General features: G+C 65.0%; 3 protein-coding genes and 1 pseudogene. 3 read left to right on the top strand and 1 reads right to left on the bottom strand.

Features of this window, described 5'->3' with window-relative positions; translation table 11 throughout:
• Positions 1–743, top strand: a 743-nt coding sequence (gene tyrS, locus QZ609_RS26485) for a tyrosine--tRNA ligase (RefSeq protein WP_295501495.1), incomplete at its 5' end; no start/stop codon positions are given.
• Positions 744–884: 141 nt separating this feature from the next.
• Positions 885–1250 (top strand): annotated as a pseudogene (locus QZ609_RS26480) (methyl-accepting chemotaxis protein); the annotation flags it as partial.
• A gap of 9 nt (positions 1251–1259) precedes the next feature.
• On the opposite strand, the gene QZ609_RS26475 reads toward QZ609_RS26480, so the two are convergent.
• A complete protein-coding gene (locus QZ609_RS26475; RefSeq protein ID WP_295501493.1) occupies positions 1260–1607 on the bottom strand; it encodes a GFA family protein in 348 nt (115 codons plus the stop codon).
• A gap of 162 nt (positions 1608–1769) precedes the next feature.
• Here QZ609_RS26475 and QZ609_RS26470 point away from each other — a divergent pair, with 162 nt between their 5' ends.
• Positions 1770–2258: a cupin domain-containing protein gene (locus tag QZ609_RS26470; protein ID WP_295501490.1), complete on the top strand. Its 489-nt coding sequence runs from the start codon at positions 1770–1772 to the stop codon at positions 2256–2258.
• Positions 2259–2364 lie beyond the last annotated feature (106 nt).

Here is a 2364-nt window from a genome sequence, read left to right as displayed (position 1 = left end):
AACCCATCGCGCTGCACGAGCTGCTCTCCCCCCTGCTGCAAGCCTACGACTCGGTGGCGCTGGAGGCGGACGTCGAGCTGGGCGCCACCGAGCAGAAGTTCAACCTGCTGGCGGGGCGCGAGATTCAGCGCGCCTACGGCCACACCTCGCAGGTGGCGTTCCTGCTGCCGATCCTGGTGGGACTGAACGGCGTGCAGAAGATGAGCAAGTCCTTCAACAACTACGTCGGCATCACCGAGTCCCCGGCGGAGATGTACGGCAAGCTGATGTCGGTCTCCGATGAGTTGATGTGGAGTTACTACGAGCTGCTCACCGACCTCACCCCTGCTGAGCTGACACAACGACGGCGCGAGGTCGAGAGCGGCAAGGCGCACCCGATGAAGGTGAAGGCAGAGCTGGCCCGCCGCATCGTCACCGACTTCCATTCCGCCGAGGCCGCCGCCCGCGCCGAGCGGGAGTTTGCGCAAGTGGTCCAGAAGGGCGAGGTGCCGGCAGAGATGCGAGAGGTACGCCAAGCCAAGGTTCCAGGTGGGAAGGAAAAGCTGGCGCGCGCGCTGGTGCAGTGGGCGGAGGTTCCCTCGCGTGCGGAGGCGGAGCGGCTGATCAAGCAGGGTGCGGTGGAGATTGACGGCAAGCGCATCACCGACCCGCGCTTTGAGATCGACTACGATGTTCCGCGCGAGTTTGTGCTGCGCGTGGGCAAGAAGAAAAAGGACAATTACTTTCGAGTCAAGATTAGTTAAGTATCGGTTCGAGCACTCTTGAAAGCACTCCTGCTGGCGAATCATGAGGCGGCCGGGGGCCGGGCCGCGCGCCTCCTGCCCCAAGTCCTCGATTTCCTGCGCACGAAGTTGCCCAGTCTGGAATGCGTGCGCGCAACCAATGCCGGCGAGGTGCGCACGCTGGCGCAGCGCAGCGCCACCGCCGCGCGTGAGATCAAGGACCTGATCCAGGCCTCGGAAGCCAGCGTCAAGACCGGCGCGCAGCGCGTGCAGGCCGCCGGCGCGACGATGCAGGAGATCGTGGCCGGCATCGAGCGCGTGGCCCGCATCATCGGCGAGATCGATGGCGCCATGAATGAGCAGAGCGTCGGCATCAGCCAGATCGACCGCAGCGTCGCCGAGATGGATCAGGCCACGCAGCAGAACGCGGCGCTGGTGGAGCAATCGACCGCCGCGTCGGCGATGCTCAACGAGCAGGCGCAGGGCCTGGCGCGCACGGTGGGGCTGTTCAAGCTGCGCGCGGGCTGAGGCGGACGGCTAGCGTGAGCGCCCGTCGTAATGTGTGACGGGCACGCTGGCCAGGTCGATATCTTCCAGGCAGCGGATGTTGACGGCGACGATGGGTGCGCCGTCGGGCATCGCGCCTTCGCCATAGGGGTGGATGCCGCAGACCGGGCAGAAGCGGTGGCGGATCACGTGCTTGTTGAAGGTGTAGGTGCTGGCGCTGTCCTCCGGCGTGAGCAGGTGCACCCGCTCGCGCGGCACGAACCACAGCAGCGAGCCCTTGCGCTGGCAGATGGAGCAGTTGCACGCCATGGCGCTCTCCGGATGGCCCTGGACCTCGAAGGCGATGCGCCCGCAGTGGCAGCTTCCCTTGTGCGACATGCTGATCTCCTGGTGGTGTGGCGATTGGCGCGCTCCACTATAGGCGAGCATTCTTGCAGGCGGATGGCGTTGGCTCCGGAATCGTCCTAGGTCTCGGCGTGCGCTGGGCGGTGCGACAATCGGCCGGGTTCGCCACGAACCGCCGCACCCTGAGGAGGCCTCATGCATCGCCATCGTCCTGTTGCTGTCATCCGGGCATTCCGGGTAGTCTGCGCCGCCGCTGCATTGGCCGGTTGCGCCGGTGCGTTTGCGCAAGCGTCGGCACCGGCTGCGACCCCGGCCGTGCCGCCACCGCTCACGCCGCAGATCATCAACATGGGTGGCATGACTGCGGACGAGATCGGCCCGGTCATCGCCGACATGGGGACGCTGCGCACCAAGGGGCTGGTGAGCACCGCCAGCGGTACGGTGGGCATCCAGGTCGGGACCGTGGCCAAGCACACGCATACCTATTCCGATGAGATCCAGTACGTGATGTCCGGCACGGCGACGTTCTGGCTCGACAGCGGGTCGCGGGAGGTGCATGCGGGGGATCTGATCGTGATTCCGCATGGGGTGGTGCATGGGACACTGGTGACCAGTACGGATTTCAAGGCGATGGCGATCAAATTGCCGCCGCAGCGGGCGGGGGATACGCATAAGGTGCCTTGAAATTTTTGGTCTTTGGTTTTGGTTTGTTGTTGGTGGTCTGCTGCTGTTTCGTCCCCTGCCGGGGCTGACTCACTTTCTTTGTCTTGCCAAAGAAAGTAAGCAAAGA

The sequence above is a fragment of the uncultured Ralstonia sp. genome, from assembly GCA_913056305.1.
In the GTDB taxonomy this organism is placed as follows: domain Bacteria; phylum Pseudomonadota; class Gammaproteobacteria; order Burkholderiales; family Burkholderiaceae; genus Ralstonia.
The sequence above is the reverse complement of the archived record's forward strand: the minus strand, read 5'-3'. Positions and strand labels throughout refer to the sequence as shown.

Excerpts from the sequence above, each read along its gene's own strand:
- QZ609_RS26475 (WP_295501493.1), bottom strand. The coding sequence starts at position 1,607 with ATGTCGCACAAGGGAAGCTGCCACTGCGGGCGCATCGCCTTCGAGGTC.
- QZ609_RS26470 (WP_295501490.1), top strand. The coding sequence starts at position 1,770 with ATGCATCGCCATCGTCCTGTTGCTGTCATCCGGGCATTCCGGGTAGTC.